Raw genomic sequence first — 14059 nt, 5'->3', positions numbered from 1 at the left:
TTGGTCGCATGTGCCCCGCGCGGGCCTTGACCGGACCCGCCCCGCGCACCAGCATCGCTTCCGCAGGAAAGGAGGCCCATGTGAGCCGGCTGCCCGACACCATCGACGCCACCGAGGCGCTGCTTGCCGGGCAGGGCTATGTTGCCGCCCGCGCGTTGTCCACCGTGGTCTTTCTGGCGCTGAAACTGGGCAAGCCGCTGTTTCTGGAAGGTGAAGCGGGCACCGGCAAGACCGAGATCGCCAAGACCCTTGCCGCCGCGCTGGGGCGCCGGCTGATCCGGCTGCAATGCTATGAAGGGCTGGATGCTGCCTCTGCCGTTGCGGAATGGAATTTCGCCGCGCAGATGATCGCCATCCGCACCGCCGAGGCGCAGGGCGGTGCCGACCGCGACGCGCTGAAGACCGAGCTTTTCACCGAAGACTACCTGATCGGCCGCCCGCTGCTGGAAGCGATGCGCCCACAGCCCGGGGGGGCGCCGGTGCTGCTGATCGACGAACTGGATCGCACCGATGAACCGTTCGAGGCCTTCCTGCTGGAGGCGCTGTCGGATTTTCAGGTCACCATCCCCGAACTTGGCACAATCCGCGCCCCCGAGCCTCCGATCGTGATCCTGACCTCGAACCGCACGCGCGAAGTGCATGACGCGCTGAAGCGCCGCTGCCTGTATCACTGGGTCGATTACCCGACCTTCGACCGCGAGTTGCAGATCCTGCACAGTCGCGCGCCCGAGGCGAAAGAGACCCTCAGCCGCGAAATCGTGGCTTTCGTCCAGAAGCTTCGCACTGAAGACCTGTTCAAGAAACCCGGCGTTGCGGAAACCATCGACTGGGCAAAATGCCTGCTGGCGCTGGATGTGATCGCGCTCTCGCCCGAGGTCATCTCCGATACCTTGGGCGCCATCCTCAAGTATCAGGACGACATCCAGAAACTGCACGGCTCCGAAGCCAAACGCCTGCTGGATGAGGTCCGGCGCGACCTTGCCCCCGCCTGATGCTTCCGCTTGGGCGAAATACCCCACGGGGGGGCCGGGGGGCGTGAAGCCCTCCGGTGCGACGATGGCCACATACCCCGATCTTCCCCTTCCCGAAGACGGCAAGCTGGCCGAGAACATCACGCATTTCGCGCGGGCCTTGCGCAAATCCGGTCTGCCCGTCGGCCCCGGACGGGTGATCGACGCCCTCCGTGCGGTCGAGGCCGCCGGCTTCACCCGGCGCGAGGATTTCTTCCACACCCTGCAGGCCGTCTTCGTCAGCCGTCCCGAAGAACGCACCGTTTTCGCGCAGGTGTTCCGCCTATTCTGGCGCGACCCGCGCTATCTGGAACAGATGATGAGCTTGATGCTGCCGCAGATTCGCGGCGTGCAGGAGGACCGCGCCGCGCAGGCCGCCGAAAAGCGCGCGGCCGAGGCGCTGTTGGGAGATGCCCCCCGGCCCGAGCCGCCCGAGGCGCCGCCCGAGGACGGGCCAGAGAAGGTTGAGGTCGATGCCTCGGCCACCTTTTCGGCCGAGGAACGACTCAGGACACTGGATTTCGAACAGATGTCCACCGCGGAAATCGCCGCCGCCAAGCGGATGCTGGCCCGCCTGTCGCTGCCTGTCGCGCCTTTGCCCAGCCGTCGCAGCCAGCCTGCCGGCACCGGGGCCAGCATCGACATGCGTCGCACGCTGCGCGCCAGCCTGCGCCGGGGGGGCGAGATCGCCGCCTTGGCGCACAAGACGCCCCGGACGCGCTGGCCGAACCTGATCGTGCTCTGCGACATCTCGGGGTCCATGGCCGATTACAGCCGCATGGTGCTGCACTTTGTCCATGCGGTTGCCAACCGCAAGGGGCAGGGCTGGGCGCGGGTTCATGCCTTCACCTTTGGCACAAGGCTGACCAACATCACCCGCCATCTGCGCGCCCGCGATGTGGATGCGGCGCTGAAATCGGCCGGTGCGCAGGCGCAGGATTGGTCCGGCGGCACCCGGATCGGGGCCAGCCTCCATGCCTTCAACCGCGACTGGGGGCGGCGCGTGCTGGGGCAGGGGGCGGTGGTTCTGCTGATCACCGATGGCCTTGACCGCGACGACAGCGGACAGCTTGCCCGCGAAGTCGAACGGCTGCACCTGTCGTGCCGTCGTCTCATCTGGATCAATCCGCTGTTGCGCTGGACGGGCTTTGCCCCGCGCGCCGCCGGCATCCGCGCCATGCTGCCCCATGTCGATTGCTTTCGCGCCGGCCATTCCATCGCCTCGCTCGAGGCGCTGGGGCAGGCCATCGCTGCCGCCGGTGATGCGGGCGAGAAGCCCCGGTTGTTGCGTCTTGTCGCGGCCGAGCCTTGGCAAACCCCCGCCGGGGCCGAGGCTGGGCGATAGGGGTTTGCCCGTTGATATGGCATAACAGCGGCAGGGCGCCTAACTCATGCGCCATCAAAGCCGATCGGAACCGGCAAAGGGAATCGTCCCCTGTCGTTTCGGACCAAAGAGGATGACGAATGCGCAAGCTTCTGACCTGCACGACCGCCATTTCGCTGGCCCTCAGCCCTATCAGCACCGTTCCCGCGCGTGCGCAGACCACGGAAGGTGAGGCCCCTGCCTGTGCGCCGGGCGATGTAAGCTGCGATCCGACCGCCGCCGCGGCCGCCGAAGCCGCTGCCCAGGCAGAAGCCGCGGCCAAGGCTGCCGCCGATGCCGCGGCCGCCGATGCTGCGGCCGCACAAGCCGCTGCTGAACAGGCCGCTGCCCAAGCGGCCGCGGATGCGCAGGCTGCGGCAGAGGCCGCCGCACAGGCGGCTGCGCAAGCCCAGGCCGAGGCTGAAGCGCAGGCCGCCGCCGAAGCACAGGCGGCTGCCGATGCTGCTGCGCAGGCGCAGGCAGAGGCGGACGCGAAAGCCGCCGCCGATGCGCAGGCTGCGGCGGATGCGGCTGCGCAAGCGCAGGCTGACGCCGATGCCAAGGCTGCCGCAGACGCGGCCGCACAAGCCCAGGTCGAAGCAGACGCCAAGGCGGCTGCCGATGCCAAGGCTGCGGCGGATGCCGCCGCCGCTGCCGCAGCGGAGCCCGTTGTCGAACCGGCGCCCGAAACTGCGGTCGAGCCTGTGGTTGAGCCCGTCACCGAGCCTTCGACCGAAACCGCCGCAGAACCCACTGCGGAACCGACCCCGGACCCGGTGGTCGAACCCTCGACCGAAACCTCTGCCGAACCGTCTGCAGAGACTGTGACTGAACCTGCGGCCGAGGCCGGCGCCGAGCCCGTAACAGAGCCGGCGGCCGAACCAACCGCCGAACCCGCTGCCGAAACGGCGACCGAAACCCCGGTCGAGCCGCCCGCCGAACCCGCCGCCGCTACGGTGGAAGAGCCGGTGGATGCCCCCGTTGTCCCGGCTGAGGCATCGGAAAGCCTGGCCGACATTCTGACCGCCCCGCCCGCCGTTGAGGGCGCATCGGATGAGGCGGGTGTTACCGCCGCTGCCGCTGCGGCCGCGGTTGGCGCTGCGCTGCTTGACCCGGAAACGCTGCTGCCGGTGGCGCCTGCCGAAGGAGCCGCCCCCGCAACGCCCGCCCCGGCATCCGAGCCGGTCTCGGTGGCAACCGAGATCATCTCGGAAATGACCACCCGCAGTTCGGACCAGAACTTCGCCGCGCCGCCGGTGGCGGTGTCAGGTGGCAAGAAGTCTGGCCTGTCGAACCTTGAAAAGGTGGGGCTTCTGGCGCTTGGCGCGCTGGTTGTGGGCACCGTCATCAATCAGGGCAAGAAGGACGAACGTCGGGTTGTCGAAGCGACGGGCGACCGCGTGATCTTCCAGAACCCCGACGGCACCTATCACGTCTACAAGGACGACGACGCCGTGCTGCGCCGCCCCGGTGTCAAGACGGTGACCGAAACCTACCGCGACGGTTCGACCCGGACCGTGGTGGTGCGGCCGGACGGCACCCAGATCGCCACGGTGCGCGATGCGTCTGGCCGTGTCCTGAAACGGTCGGCGTTTGATCGGTCTGGGATCGAGACGGTGCTGATCGACGATCTCTATCCCGAAGTTCCGATCATCGTTTCGGAACTGCCGCGGCCGCGCCCCGGCCGGGTGACGATCTCGACCAAGGACAATGACGCGGCGCTCAAGGCCGAGATGGCGGCGCTTGAGGCCGACAGCATCGGTCGCAAGTTCAGCCTGCGCCAGATCCGCGAGATCCCGCAGGTGCGGGCGCTGGCCGCGACGATCGAGGTGGATTCGATCACCTTCGAAAGCGGTTCTCCGGTCATTCAGGCGTCGGAAGCGCGCAAGCTGGCCGATCTGGGCAAGCTGATGCAAAGCCTGCTGGCGGCCAACCCGCGCCATGTTTTCCTGATCGAAGGCCATACGGATGCCGTCGGATCGGCGCCGTCGAACCTGCTGCTGTCGGACCGCCGGGCGGAATCGCTGGCGCTGGCCCTGACCGAGTATTTCGACATTCCGCCCGAAAACATGGTTGTGCAAGGGTATGGCGAAAGTGAGCTCAAGGTGCAGACACAAGCAGACGAACGTGCGAACAGACGTGTGCTGGTCCGGTTGATCACGCCGCTGATGCGGACCGCTGAACTGCGCTGAGACAGGTCTGGAAAATCCGAAAGGCCCCGCAGCATTCGCGGGGCCTTTTGCCGTTCTGACAGTGGCCCTGCCGCCGCGATGCGGGACGAAAGTCGGGGGCGGGCGTCGCGGCAAGGGGCTTGTGCAAAACCGGGCCGCTTCTACTCTGGCGGTCAGGGAGACCGCAGATGACCGAGGCCGCGCACGACCGGATTCCTGAAATCGCCCTGGACTGGCACCGCGCCGGTCGCGGGGCGGTGCTGGCGACCGTGGTGGAAACCTGGGGCTCGGCCCCGCGGCAGGCGGGCAGCCAGTTGGCCATTTCCGGCACGGGCGAGATCATGGGCTCGGTCTCGGGTGGCTGCGTCGAGGGCGCGGTGGTGACCGAGGCACTGGAGGCGCTGGCCGACGGCCGGCCCCGCCTTCTGACCTTTGGCGTCAGCGACGAGACGGCCTTTGCCGTGGGGCTGGCCTGTGGCGGCACCATCCGGGTTCTGGTCGAGCCGGTGGGCGATGGCCCTTCGGCCCTGCCGCCCGGTCTGCTGGCCGATCTGGTTGCCGCCCGCGCCGCGCCCCGTGCGGTGGCCTATGAGATCATCCCCGCAAGCTGGACCCGCCGCCTGCTGGCGCCGGGGCAGGACGCCGCCGCCGATGCCCGGTTTCGCGCCGACCGTTCCGGGGTCGAGGAGGACGGGCGCTTTCTGGCCATTCACAACCCGCCGCTGCGGCTGATCGTGGTGGGGGCCGTCCATATTGCCCAGCCCTTGCTGGCCATTGCCCGGCTGTGCGGCTATGCGCCCACGCTGATTGACCCGCGTGCCGCCTTTGGCAGCGCCGGGCGTTTTCCGGGCGAAACCATCCTGGACGACTGGCCGGATGAGGCGCTGGCCGCGCTGGCGCCGGATGGCCGCACCGCGATTGTCACCCTGACCCATGACCCCAAGCTGGACGACCCCGCCATCCGCTTCGCCCTGCGGTCGCCGGTGTTCTATCTGGGGTGCCTGGGGTCGAAGAAAACCCATGCCAGCCGGGTGGGGCGGCTGACCGAGGCCGGCTTCTCGGAATCCGAGATCGCCCGCATCCATGCGCCGGTGGGGCTGGCCATCGGGGCCAAGTCACCGGCGGAAATCGCGGTTTCGATCATGGCGCAGATCACCGCGGCGCTGAGGCAGGGCTGATGGAGTTCGGCCCCGTCCCGCTGGCGCAGGCCGAAGGGGCGATTCTTGCCCATTCCGTGCCTCTGCGCGACGGGCGGCTGCGCAAGGGGATGGTGCTGGACGCCGGGGCGCTGGCGCACCTGGCGGCGGCGGGTATCGGTGAGGTCACGGTTGCCCGGCTTGGGCCGGACGATCTGCATGAGGATGCCGCCGCGCAGGCAGTGGCGGCGGCGCTGGTGCCGGATGCTGCGGCGGCCGGGCTGGTGCTGCGGGCTGTTGGCACCGGGCGGGTGAATGTGCACGCCGCCGGTCCCGGCCTGACGCAGGTGGATGCGGCCCGGGTGGCCGCGCTGAATGCGGTCGATCCGATGATCACGCTGGCCACCCTGTCCCCTTGGCACCGGGTGGCGGCGGGCGAGATGGTGGCGACGGTGAAGATCATCGCCTATGGCGTGGCGCAGGCCTCGGTTTCGGCGGCCTGCGGGGCGGGGCAGGGCGGGTTGCGGCTGCGCCGCCCGGTCCTGTCGCGGGCCGTGCTGATCGAGACCACGGTTGGCGGGGAGGAGACCCCCGACAAGGGCCGCGCCGCGATCGAGGCCCGGTTGCGTGCGCTTGGGGTCACGCTGGCCCCGCCGGTTCGTGTGCCCCACAGGCCGGCGGCGCTGGCACAGGCCCTTCAGGCCGCCGCCGGGGCGGATCTGGTGCTGATCCTGACCGCTTCGGCCACGTCAGACCCGCGGGATGTGGCGCCGCAGGCGCTGCGGCAGGCGGGCGGTGTGGTGGATCGTTTCGGGATGCCGGTGGACCCGGGCAATCTGCTGTTTCTGGGCCGGCTGGACGCGACCCCGGTCATCGGCCTGCCGGGCTGCGTGAAAAGCCCGGCGCTGAACGGTGCAGACTGGGTGATGGAGCGGGTGATCTGCGGCCTGACCGTCACGGCGGCTGACATCGCGGCCATGGGGGTTGGTGGCTTGCTGAAGGAAATTCCGATCCGTGGCCGGCTGCGCGAGGCGCGGGCGGAATAGCAAACGGGGGCCGCAGGGCCCCCGTGCAATCCTCCGGTCGGATCACGCCTTACTTGGGCGAGACCATCATCACCATCTGACGGCCTTCCAGCCGGGGCATACTTTCGATCTTGCCCTTTTCCGCCACATCCGCCGCGACGCGGTTCAGCAGTTCAAGCCCCAGTTCCTGGTGCGCCATTTCACGGCCCCGGAAGCGCAGGGTGACCTTCACCTTGTCGCCTTCCTCAAGGAACTTGATCACCGAGCGCATCTTGACCTGATAGTCATGCTCATCCGTGCCCGGGCGGAACTTGATTTCCTTGATCTCGATGATCTTCTGCTTCTTGCGGGCTTCCGCCTCGCGTTTCTGCGTCTCGTACTTGAACTTGCCGAAGTCCATGATCTTGCAGACCGGCGGTTCGGCGTTCGGAGAAATCTCGACCAGATCAAGCCCTGCCTCTTCGGCAAGCATCATGGCCCGGGAGGGGGTGACAACGCCGATATTCTCGCCATCGGCTCCGATAAGCCGGATTTCCTGTGCACGGATTCGATCATTGATCCGCGGACCGGTTTCGCGTTGTGGCGGGGCGTTGTGGGGACGGCGTCCTATGGCTGTAATCCTTTTGCGATTGCGACTGCGCGGCGAATTTACCCGCGCTTTCGGCGCCTTTCAACCCGCCCTTCAGCGGATTTCCCGGCATAAGGCCGCAGGGCGGGTGCAGCAGCCTTTTCATTTTGGCTTTTAACTGCCATATGAAGGACATCCAGACGATAAACCGGGAACGGGAGTGTCTCATATGAACAAAAGCGTAGTTATCGGCGCCATCGTCGTCCTTCTGGCGGCGGGCGGATATTACCAATTCAGCTACAAGCCGGCGCAGGAAGCTGTGGCCGCCGCTGCCCAGAAGGCCGAGGCCGATGCTGCTGCCGCCAAGGCTGCTGCAGACGAAGCCGCCAAGAAGGCCGCGGAAGAGGCTGCCGCTGCTGCTGCCGCCACTGAGGCCGCCGCGACCGAAGCCGCCGCCGCTGCCGGCGATGCTGCCGCTGCCGCCACCGAAGCCGCGGGTGATGCCGCTGCCGCTGCGGGCGATGCCGCCGCTGCTGCCACCGAGGCAACCACGGAAGCCGCGGGCGAAGCCGCTGCCGCCGCCACCGAAGCGGCCGGTGATGCCGCCGCTGCTGCGGGCGATGCCGCCGCGACCGCGACCGAAGCCGCGGGCGATGCCGCTGCCGCCGCCACCGATGCGGCTGCCGCCGCGCTGGACCCGGCCAACTTCAACGCCGATGGCGTTGTTGCGCTGATCGACGGTTCCTCGCTGGATGCCGCCACCAAGGCCACGCTGAAGACCGCTGTCGAAGCGGCCAAGTCGAACCCGGCGCTGGTGGCTGATACCATCGCGCAGGTGAAGACCGCGCTTGGCATGTAAGCCAGCCGCACAGGCAAATGGCAAAGGCCGCAAGGAACCCCTTGCGGCCTTTGTCTTTTGGGGCGCCGGTCGGCCCGCGCTGTCAGATGCCGTCGCCGACGAAAGCCTTTTCCACCACGAATTCCAGCGGTTCGGAATTGGCGCCTTCGCGCAGGCCGAACCCTTCGAGGATGGCCTTCACATCGACGTTGAAGGCCAGGCTGCCGCAGATCATGGCGCGGTCATGCGCGGCATCCATCGGCGGCAGGCCAAGATCGGCAAACACCTTGCCTGACGACAGGTTGTCGGTCACCCGGCCCATGTGATGGAAGGGTTCGCGCGTGGTGGTGGGGTAGTAGATCAGCTTGTCACCGACCAGTTCACCGATCAGCGGATCATCCTTCAGGTTTTCAACCAGTTGGCGGCCGTATTCCAGTTCGGCCACCTCGCGGCAGGTGTGCATCATGATGACCTGATCGAACTTCTCATAGGTCTCGGGGTCGCGCATCAGGCTGGCGAAGGGGGCAAGGCCGGTGCCGGTGGCCAGGAACCACAGCCGGTTGCCCGGCAGCAGGGCATCCAGCACCAGTGTTCCCACGGGCTTGGGGCGCAGGATGATCTCGTCACCCACCTTGATATGTTGCAGCCGGCTGGTCAGCGGGCCGTCGGGCACCTTGATCGAATAGAACTCCAGCTCCTCATCCCAGGACGGCGAGGCAATGGAATAGGCGCGCAGCAGCGGCTTGCCGTTGTCATCCAGCAGCCCGATCATCACGAATTCGCCGGACCGGAAGCGCAGCGATTGCGGTCGTGTCACCCGGAAGGAAAACAGCCGGTCGGTCCAGTGATGGACCGCCGTAACGGTCTGGGCGTCGGGAAGGTGGGGTTTCACACGCAGCGATGGGTCGGGCGAGTTCATCTTGCAATCTCCGTCATCGAACACCCACCCACATAGGCCCAAGCCGTGCCGGACAAAAGCCCGGCGGGGTGCGGCGAATTTCCCTTGCGCGGTTATATCTTTTCCCGGGGCCGGTCCAGCGGTCAGGCCCGCAGGCGCGACTGGTAGTCATGCGCCTTCCAGTCGGCGCGGAACTTCCACTGATCTTCCGGCTGGCGGGCGGCGATCTCGTCCGGGATTTCCACCCCGTCAAAGCCCACCCGGCGGCACATGGCATACTGGTCGGCAATCACCGGCCCCAGTGCCAGAAGCTGGCCGGTATAGCCCAGCATCCGCAGCCGCCGCGCGATGGTGAAGGCGCGGCCATCGTTGAAGGCCGGGAAGGCGACGCGGATCAGAACCAGCCGGTCCAGATGGCCGGCGAGCGCGGCGGGATCGTCGGTGTTCGACAGATCCACCGCGGTCGTGTCCGGCCCAAGATCGGCCAGCGGCACGATGTCGCGCAGGGGCGCCGGGGCGGCAAAGCCCTGATCGGTGACGATGACGCTCATCTATTTGACTTCCTTGGGTTAGCGGGTTCGCCGCACAGGTAACAACGCATGTGGTGGAAACGAGGCTCGATCCAACCGTGAGAGCCCGCATGATTCGCAAGGAAATGCAACTCGACCTCCTAACAGATGGTTTCGCGGCCATTCAGTGCAGAAACGGTCACACAGCAAATGATACCTTTGCACTTCTTTGCCGCTTCAGCGGTTTTGATCCCAGAGCTAACTCCAGCGAGGTTCATGCCTTGCGCCTTGTTGTTCAGGCGGTGTTTCAAGTCGATGTGTAATAGGCTCACGCGGCACTCTCTTTCCCCATCCGCACGGCCTTGCCGCCGACGAAATGGATGCCGCATTCCGTCTTGGCCTGCCCCCGCCAGCGGCCCGAGCGCGGGTCTTCGCCGGGCTTCACGGGGCTGGTGCAGGGTGCGCAGCCGATCGAGGGGTAGCCTTTCGCCACCAGCGGATGCCGGGGCAGGCGGTTCTCGACCATGTATTCCTCAAGGTCTTCGCGGCCCCAATGGGCCAGCGGGTTCACCTTGATGCGGAAATCGCCTTCGTTTTCAAAGAAGTCGATGGTGCCACGGTCCGAGTTCTGAAACCGCTTGCGGCCGGTGATCCAGCCGTCGAACTTGGACAGCGCGCGTTCCAGCGGTTCGACCTTGCGCACGGCGCAGCAGGCGTCGGTGTTGAACTGGTGCAGGGTGCCATCGGGGTCTTCGTAACCGACCCGCGCCGGATTGGCGCGGATGGTGCGGATGTCGCACAGGTTCAGGCTTTCGGCCAGTTGGCGCTGATAGTCGAGCGTTTCCTGAAACAGCATCCGGGTGTCGATGAACAGCACCGGGGTTTCCGGTGCGATCACGCTGACCAGATGCAGCAGCACCACCGATTCCGCGCCGAAGGAACTGACCAGCGCCACGCGGCCAAGGTCATGGTCCTTGAGCGCGTGTTCCAGCACATCGGTGGCCGAGTGATGCTTGTAGCGGGCGTTCAGCACCGCCACCCGTTCCGCCACCGGCCCGGCGTGCAGATCACGCGGCATCACGTTCGCCCTCGCCATAAAGGGCGGTCTTGAAGGGTTCCATCCCGACCCGGCGGAAGGCTTGCAGGAAGGTTTCCTCCGGCGCTTCGCGCAAGGCCAGATAGGCGCGCAGGATGCGTTCCACCGCGCCGGTCACCTGATCGTAGGCAAAGCCCGGCCCGGTCTTGTCGCCGATCACCATATCCCCGGTGCCGTCGCCGCCCAGGGTGATCTGGTAATTTTCCACTCCCGCCCGGTCGAGCCCGAGAATCCCGATATGGCCGACATGGTGGTGGCCGCAGGCATTGATGCAGCCCGAGATCTTCAGCTTCAGCGGCCCGATCTCGTGCTCAAGATCCAGTTCCTTGAACCGCTGCGCGATTTCCTGCGCCACCGGGATCGACCGTGCGGTCGCCAGGCTGCAGTAATCCATGCCGGGGCAGGCGATGATGTCGCTCAGCAGCCCGACATTGGCGGTGGCCAGCCCCGCCGATTTCAGCGCGGCATGAAGGGCGGGCAGGTCCGATTTGTGGACATGCGGCAGGATCAGGTTCTGCTCATGGCTGACCCGGATGTCGCCATGGCCATGGCGTTCGGCCAGATCGGCCACCAGACGCATCTGGTCGCTGGTCGCGTCGCCGGGCGTTTCGCCATGCGCCTTGAGGCTGATGGTCACGATCGCATGGTCGGGGTGCCGGTGCGGCGCCACATTGGTATCGACAAAGGCGCGGAAGGCCGGATCGGCCTTGTAGGCCGCATCAAACGCGGCAACGGGCGCATCGCGCAACACCGGCGGCGCGAAGGCCGCCTGAATGTCGCGGAAAAGCGCCTGATCGGCACCGCCGAACAGCGGGCGCAATTCGGCAAACCGCTCTTCGATCATGCGGGTGATCTCGGGTTTGCCGGTCTCGTGCAGGGTGATCTTGATGCGCGCCTTGTACTTGTTGTCGCGCCGGCCGATGACGTTGTAGATGCTCAGCACCGCCTCGACATAGGGAAGCAGGTCCGCTTCCGGCAGGAAATCGCGCACCACCATGCCCACCATCGGCGTGCGGCCAAGGCCCCCACCGACCAGCACCTGAAAGCCGGTCTCGCCCGCTTCGTTCCGCACGATCCGCAGCCCGATGTCATGCGCGGCCGTAACCGCGCGGTCGGCGCTGGCGCCGGTGATGGCGATCTTGAACTTGCGCGGCAGGAACTGGAATTCGGGGTGGTCGGTGGACCATTGCCGCAGCAGTTCGGCATAGGGGCGGGGGTCTGCCACCTCATCCGCGGCGGCGCCGGCGAAATGGTCGGCGGTGACGTTGCGCACGCAGTTGCCGCTGGTCTGGATCGCGTGCATCCCGACATCGGCCAGCGCCGACAGGATGGCCGGCACATCCGGCAGTTTCGGCCAGTTGAACTGGATGTTCTGCCGGGTTGTGAAATGGCCATAGCCCTTGTCGTAGGTGTCGGCGATCCAGGCCAGTTGCCGCAGCTTGGCGGGCGACAGCGTGCCATAGGGGATGGCCACCCGCAGCATGTAGGCATGAAGTTGCAGGTAAAGCCCGTTCATCAGGCGCAGCGGGCGGAATTCGTCTTCGGACAGGCTGCCGTCAAGCCGCCGTTCCACCTGATCGGTGAACTGGGCCACACGGGCGCGGACGAAGGCCTCGTCAAAATCGGTGTAATCATACATGGGCGAGGTCCGCCTGCTTGCCATGGTTATAGTTCGACGGCCCCCGGGTGCGGAATCCTTCGCGGAAATGCACCGGCTCGGGGCCGTTCGGTCCGGCCTTTGCATCTGCCAGATAGGCGCCGATCACAAGATTTTTCTGCGATGCAGCAAAAAGCAGGCGCAGTTGCGCGTGGGCCTCGTCCTCGATCAGCTCGGCCTCGTGATGATGCAGCGACCACAGGTCATTTGCGGTCAGGTAAACCACATCGCCTTCGCGCAGGCGGTTGGCGGTCACGACCTTGGGGGTGAAACGGCGGCTCATTGTGCGGCCTCGTGCAACAGGGGAAGGGATGCGGCGGCCTCGCGCGGGGCAAGGCCATAGAGCAGGATGGCGGGGCCGGTGGCCGCGGCCACGGCGGCGGGCAGGGTGGCCAGACAGGCGGCATGGATGCGCTGGTCGGGGCGGCTGACGTTTTCCACCACCGTCACCGGCGTTTCGCCCCCGGCGCCGTGCATCATCAGGCGGCCCTGGATGAAGCGGGCCGATTTCTTGCCCATGTAGATTGCCGCCACCTCGCCGGCACGGGCAAGGCCGCGCCAGTCCTGTTCGGCAAAACCTTCCATGTCATGCCCTGTCACGATGCGCAGGCTGGCATTGCGGCCGCGTTTCGTCAGCGACTGGCCGATGGTCGCAGCCGCCACGCTGGCCGAGGTCAGGCCGGGCAGGATACGGAAGGCCAGGCCCGCGGCTTCAAGCGCGGCGATTTCCTCGTCCAGACGGCCGAAGATGCCGGGATCGCCGCCCTTCAGCCGCACCACCCGCCGCCCGGTCAGCGCCTTGGCAACCAGAACCGCGTTGATCGTGGCCTGCGCGGTCGAGGGGCCAAAGCCCTCCTTGCCGACATCCACCCGTTCGGCATGGGCCGGGATCAGCGCCAGAACCTCGGCCCCGACCAGCCGGTCGTGGATCACCACTTCGGCCGCCTCCAGCGCGCGCAGCACGCCCAGCGTCAGATGCTCGGCCGCGCCGGGGCCGGCGCCGGCAAAGACGACGGGCGAGGGGGCAGAGGGAAGAAGCGGAAGGTCGGTCATGGCAGGCCCTTTGGATTGACCGCCAATATAGAAGATTTTCCCGGATTCCCGCCAGATGCGCTTGCAGATAAGGACATGTGTTCCGATACTGCGGCCTTGGGAAACCCGTGTTCTGCCGAAGAGGGATATTCAGGAATGGCCGCCCCGCTGGACGATCTGGACCGGAAAATCCTGTCCGAACTGCAAGCCGATGCCGAGCAATCGCTGGATGAAATCGCCCGCAAGGTGGGGTCATCCAAGACCCCGGTCTGGAACCGCATCCGACGGATGAAGGACCAGGGCGTCATCACCCGCACCACCGCCATCCTCGACCCCGAGGCGCTGGGGCTGGAGGCCTGTTTCTTCGTGCTGATCCGCACCAGCGAGCATGAGGCGGACTGGCAGCGCAAGTTCCTCAAGTCGTTGAAGGAACGCCCCGAAGTGCTTGAGGCGCACCGGCTGGCCGGCGACATCGACTATATCCTGAAGGTGCGGGTCAAGAATGCCCGCGCCTATGACACCTTCTATCAGGCGCTGATCTCGGAAGTGCGGATCTACAACGTGACGGCGCTGCTCAGCATGGAAGAGATCAAGTCCACCACCGTCCTGCCGCTCTGACCTTGCGGAGCGCCCGCGCAAGGCGCGGTCGCACGACTTTCATCTCGCCTCTGCGCGCAAGCGCGCAACCGGCTCGGGTTTGCCTCCGGCGGGGATATTTTCGGACAGATGATAGACCGGGGCGCGCGGACCCTTTCA

General features: G+C 66.6%; 15 protein-coding genes. 8 read left to right on the top strand and 7 right to left on the bottom strand.

The annotated features are described in order from the left end of the window. Window positions 1-80 precede the first annotated feature (80 nt). The 5 genes from B6K69_RS03310 (at window position 81) to B6K69_RS03290 (ending at window position 6726) form a co-directional block, all read left to right on the top strand. Window positions 81-992: an AAA family ATPase gene (locus B6K69_RS03310; RefSeq protein ID WP_228156795.1), complete on the top strand. Its 912-nt coding sequence runs from the start codon at window positions 81-83 to the stop codon at window positions 990-992. A 64-nt stretch (window positions 993-1056) separates the two neighbouring features. Then, window positions 1057-2355 (top strand): vWA domain-containing protein, encoded by a 1299-nt coding sequence (locus B6K69_RS03305; RefSeq protein ID WP_108642769.1) that lies wholly within the window; start codon window positions 1057-1059, stop codon window positions 2353-2355. 119 nt (window positions 2356-2474) lie between these two features. Continuing rightward, entirely contained in the window at window positions 2475-4565 is a 2091-nt protein-coding gene (locus B6K69_RS03300; protein WP_108642768.1) for an OmpA family protein, read from the top strand. A 167-nt stretch (window positions 4566-4732) separates the two neighbouring features. Next, window positions 4733-5722 (top strand): XdhC family protein, encoded by a 990-nt coding sequence (locus B6K69_RS03295; protein ID WP_108642767.1) that lies wholly within the window; start codon window positions 4733-4735, stop codon window positions 5720-5722. Further along, window positions 5722-6726: a molybdopterin-binding protein gene (locus tag B6K69_RS03290; protein ID WP_108642766.1), complete on the top strand. Its 1005-nt coding sequence runs from the start codon at window positions 5722-5724 to the stop codon at window positions 6724-6726. Before B6K69_RS03295 ends, B6K69_RS03290 begins: the two co-directional genes overlap by 1 nt. 49 nt (window positions 6727-6775) lie before the next feature. Here B6K69_RS03290 and infC read toward each other — a convergent pair whose 3' ends face one another. Next, window positions 6776-7228, bottom strand: coding sequence for a translation initiation factor IF-3 (gene infC, locus B6K69_RS03285; RefSeq protein WP_335602883.1), 453 nt, complete (start codon window positions 7226-7228; stop codon window positions 6776-6778). Between the two features lie 274 nt (window positions 7229-7502). On the opposite strand from infC, the gene B6K69_RS03280 reads away from it, so the two are divergent. Beyond that, window positions 7503-8132 carry a hypothetical protein gene (locus B6K69_RS03280; RefSeq protein WP_107674550.1) on the top strand — a complete coding sequence of 210 codons (630 nt, stop codon included), beginning with the start codon at window positions 7503-7505 and terminating at the stop codon, window positions 8130-8132. 82 nt (window positions 8133-8214) lie between these two features. Here B6K69_RS03280 and B6K69_RS03275 read toward each other — a convergent pair whose 3' ends face one another. Together B6K69_RS03275 and B6K69_RS03270 are read right to left on the bottom strand one after the other, a co-directional pair. After that, window positions 8215-9030 carry a ferredoxin--NADP reductase gene (locus B6K69_RS03275; RefSeq protein ID WP_108642765.1) on the bottom strand — a complete coding sequence of 272 codons (816 nt, stop codon included), beginning with the start codon at window positions 9028-9030 and terminating at the stop codon, window positions 8215-8217. A gap of 122 nt (window positions 9031-9152) precedes the next feature. Further along, the gene (locus B6K69_RS03270; RefSeq protein WP_107674568.1) at window positions 9153-9560 is read right to left on the bottom strand and encodes a DUF934 domain-containing protein; all 408 of its coding nucleotides are present in this window, start codon (window positions 9558-9560) and stop codon (window positions 9153-9155) included. An 89-nt stretch (window positions 9561-9649) separates the two neighbouring features. Between B6K69_RS03270 and B6K69_RS17975 the strand changes: the two genes are divergently transcribed. Then, window positions 9650-9841: a hypothetical protein gene (locus B6K69_RS17975; protein ID WP_123876524.1), complete on the top strand. Its 192-nt coding sequence runs from the start codon at window positions 9650-9652 to the stop codon at window positions 9839-9841. Between the two features lie 5 nt (window positions 9842-9846). Here B6K69_RS17975 and B6K69_RS03265 read toward each other — a convergent pair whose 3' ends face one another. Genes B6K69_RS03265 through cobA form a run of 4 tightly spaced genes read right to left on the bottom strand, consistent with a single transcriptional unit; the run spans window position 9847 to window position 13324 of the window. Then, on the bottom strand, window positions 9847-10596 hold the full coding sequence (locus tag B6K69_RS03265; protein ID WP_107674552.1) for a phosphoadenylyl-sulfate reductase: 750 nt from the start codon (window positions 10594-10596) through the stop codon (window positions 9847-9849). Further along, window positions 10586-12253: a nitrite/sulfite reductase gene (locus B6K69_RS03260; protein WP_108642764.1), complete on the bottom strand. Its 1668-nt coding sequence runs from the start codon at window positions 12251-12253 to the stop codon at window positions 10586-10588. The genes B6K69_RS03265 and B6K69_RS03260 overlap by 11 nt, the downstream gene beginning before the upstream one ends. Beyond that, window positions 12246-12554, bottom strand: a complete 309-nt coding sequence (locus B6K69_RS03255; RefSeq protein WP_108642763.1) for a DUF2849 domain-containing protein — start codon at window positions 12552-12554, stop codon at window positions 12246-12248. The genes B6K69_RS03260 and B6K69_RS03255 overlap by 8 nt, the downstream gene beginning before the upstream one ends. After that, on the bottom strand, window positions 12551-13324 hold the full coding sequence (gene cobA / locus B6K69_RS03250; RefSeq protein ID WP_108642762.1) for a uroporphyrinogen-III C-methyltransferase: 774 nt from the start codon (window positions 13322-13324) through the stop codon (window positions 12551-12553). The genes B6K69_RS03255 and cobA overlap by 4 nt, the downstream gene beginning before the upstream one ends. 135 nt (window positions 13325-13459) lie before the next feature. On the opposite strand from cobA, the gene B6K69_RS03245 reads away from it, so the two are divergent. Next, entirely contained in the window at window positions 13460-13921 is a 462-nt protein-coding gene (locus B6K69_RS03245) for an Lrp/AsnC family transcriptional regulator (RefSeq protein WP_107674556.1), read from the top strand. Window positions 13922-14059: the final 138 nt, after the last annotated feature.

It is taken from the genome of Pseudogemmobacter blasticus (assembly GCF_003071405.1).
Lineage (GTDB): Bacteria > Pseudomonadota > Alphaproteobacteria > Rhodobacterales > Rhodobacteraceae > Pseudogemmobacter > Pseudogemmobacter blasticus.
Note: the sequence above shows the minus strand (reverse complement) of the source record. Positions and strands in the feature narration are given on the sequence as shown.

What these genes read in the sequence shown, in the direction of transcription:
- B6K69_RS03265 (WP_107674552.1), bottom strand. Translation starts at nt 10,596, where the DNA reads ATGCCGCGTGATCTGCACGCCGGGCCGGTGGCGGAACGGGTGGCGGTG.
- B6K69_RS03255 (WP_108642763.1), bottom strand. Translation starts at nt 12,554, where the DNA reads ATGAGCCGCCGTTTCACCCCCAAGGTCGTGACCGCCAACCGCCTGCGC.
- B6K69_RS03295 (WP_108642767.1), top strand. Translation starts at nt 4,733, where the DNA reads ATGACCGAGGCCGCGCACGACCGGATTCCTGAAATCGCCCTGGACTGG.
- B6K69_RS03245 (WP_107674556.1), top strand. Translation starts at nt 13,460, where the DNA reads ATGGCCGCCCCGCTGGACGATCTGGACCGGAAAATCCTGTCCGAACTG.
- B6K69_RS03260 (WP_108642764.1), bottom strand. Translation starts at nt 12,253, where the DNA reads ATGTATGATTACACCGATTTTGACGAGGCCTTCGTCCGCGCCCGTGTG.
- B6K69_RS03305 (WP_108642769.1), top strand. Translation starts at nt 1,057, where the DNA reads ATGGCCACATACCCCGATCTTCCCCTTCCCGAAGACGGCAAGCTGGCC.
- B6K69_RS03300 (WP_108642768.1), top strand. Translation starts at nt 2,475, where the DNA reads ATGCGCAAGCTTCTGACCTGCACGACCGCCATTTCGCTGGCCCTCAGC.
- B6K69_RS03280 (WP_107674550.1), top strand. Translation starts at nt 7,503, where the DNA reads ATGAACAAAAGCGTAGTTATCGGCGCCATCGTCGTCCTTCTGGCGGCG.
- cobA (WP_108642762.1), bottom strand. Translation starts at nt 13,324, where the DNA reads ATGACCGACCTTCCGCTTCTTCCCTCTGCCCCCTCGCCCGTCGTCTTT.
- B6K69_RS17975 (WP_123876524.1), top strand. Translation starts at nt 9,650, where the DNA reads ATGATTCGCAAGGAAATGCAACTCGACCTCCTAACAGATGGTTTCGCG.
- B6K69_RS03290 (WP_108642766.1), top strand. Translation starts at nt 5,722, where the DNA reads ATGGAGTTCGGCCCCGTCCCGCTGGCGCAGGCCGAAGGGGCGATTCTT.
- B6K69_RS03275 (WP_108642765.1), bottom strand. Translation starts at nt 9,030, where the DNA reads ATGAACTCGCCCGACCCATCGCTGCGTGTGAAACCCCACCTTCCCGAC.
- B6K69_RS03270 (WP_107674568.1), bottom strand. Translation starts at nt 9,560, where the DNA reads ATGAGCGTCATCGTCACCGATCAGGGCTTTGCCGCCCCGGCGCCCCTG.